This is a genomic window from Microbispora hainanensis (assembly GCF_006874475.1).
Lineage (GTDB): Bacteria > Actinomycetota > Actinomycetes > Streptosporangiales > Streptosporangiaceae > Microbispora > Microbispora hainanensis.
Genome location: NZ_VIRM01000128.1, coordinates 1 through 1,599 on the forward strand (window position 1 = coordinate 1; position 1,599 = coordinate 1,599).

Below are 1,599 nucleotides of genomic sequence, written 5' to 3' on the forward strand. Positions count from 1 at the left end.
TCAGACTCTTGTGGGACATGGGACGATCGAGTCCTTTTGATGCAAAGTAGGGCGAGACAGGACGATCGAGACAGTGACGATGACCCTCGCTGACCAGGCTGCCCGGACGGGGCAGGATGGGCAGGTGACCGAGAAACGGGTGAGCCGGCCGGCACGCCGGACGTTCACCGCGGCCTACAAGGCGCGGATCTTGGCGGCCTACGACGCCCTGCCCGAAGGCAGCCCCGAGCGGGGCGCCTTGATGCGCAGGGAAAGGCTGTATCACTCGCACATCGAACACTGGAGAAAGCAGCAGGAGAACGGGACGTTGGCCTCCTCGACGGGCAAACCACCGACAAAGGGCACCGAGTCGGAGGAGCTGGCCCGGTTGCGGGCCGAGAACAAGAAGCTCAAGTCCGAAGCGGCCAAGCTTGAGGCCAAGAACGAAAAGCTCACCAGCGAGCTCGGGAAGACGAAGACCGCGCTGGATATCGCGGGAAAAGCATTCGCGCTGCTGGACGACATCTCACGCAGCGCGGACTCCGACGAGAGCTGAATCGGGTCATCGACGAGCATTTCCCCGGCATGGAGACGGCCGTCGGCACGGTCAAGGCGTGCCAGATCCTCGGCAAGCCCCGCGCCAGCCTGTATCGGCAGCGGAATCCGAAGCCGCCCCGGCAGGGCCCGCGCCGGCCGTTTCATCACCCCGCGGAATTGTCCGAAGCCGAACGGGCGCAGGTGCTGGCGGTGCTGGACTCGCCCCGGTTCGCCGACAAGTCGGCGGGCCAGGTGTGGGCGATCCTGCTGGACGAGGGCACCTACCTGTGCTCACAAGCCACCATGTACCGGCTGTTGCGCGAGCGCGGCCAGTCCGGCGAGCGGCGCGCGCAGGCCACCCACCCGGCGAAGAAGAAACCGGAACTGGAGGCCGACGGGCCGAACCAGGTATGGAGCTGGGACATCACCAAACTGAAAGGCCCGGCACGCGGCGTCCACTACCTGCTCTACGTCATCCTTGACATCTTCTCCCGCAAGGTCATCTGGTGGGAGATCTGGCCGACCGAGAACGGCACCCTGGCCAAGGAGTTCATCGAACGCGCCATCGAAGCCAACAGGGGGATCGCACCGCAGGCGATTCACGCCGACAGGGGCACCTCGATGACGTCGAACACCGTCACCGGCCTGCTCGCGCACCTTGGGATCGACCAGTCGCATTCGCGGCCGCGCGTGTCCAACGACAACCCCTACTCCGAGGCGCAGTTCAAGACGCTTAAATATTGCCCGGCGTTCCCCGGAAGGTTCGGCTCGATCGAAGACGGCCGTATCTTCTGCGGCCAGTTCTTTGACTACTACAACCATGAGCATCGTCATTCGGGCATCGCCATGCACACCCCGGCATCCGTGCACGACGGCACCGCCGTCAAGATCCACGCCAAGCGGATCGCCACACTGAACGCCGCTTTCCTGGCCCACCCCGAGCGGTTCCGCGGCCGCCGCCCCTACCCGCCGTCGCTGCCCGCCCGAGTGTGGATCAACAAGCCACCCGCAACCCTTCAGACCGATACCTCACCACAAACCACAGAAGTAGCTTGATGTCTCATTCGGTTTGACAGGCACCGT

2 protein-coding genes are annotated in these 1,599 nt (G+C 64.6%); both read left to right on the top strand.

All coding sequences use genetic code 11. From position 1 onward, the window contains the following. Positions 1 to 73 precede the first annotated feature (73 nt). Entirely contained in the window at positions 74 to 535 is a 462-nt protein-coding gene (locus FLX08_RS39770) for a hypothetical protein (RefSeq protein WP_142625414.1), read from the top strand. After that, complete coding sequence (locus FLX08_RS39775; RefSeq protein WP_425280671.1) at positions 532 to 1,572, top strand: IS3 family transposase; 1,041 nt, start codon at positions 532 to 534, stop codon at positions 1,570 to 1,572. Before FLX08_RS39770 ends, FLX08_RS39775 begins: the two co-directional genes overlap by 4 nt. The last annotated feature ends 27 nt before the right edge of the window (positions 1,573 to 1,599 follow it).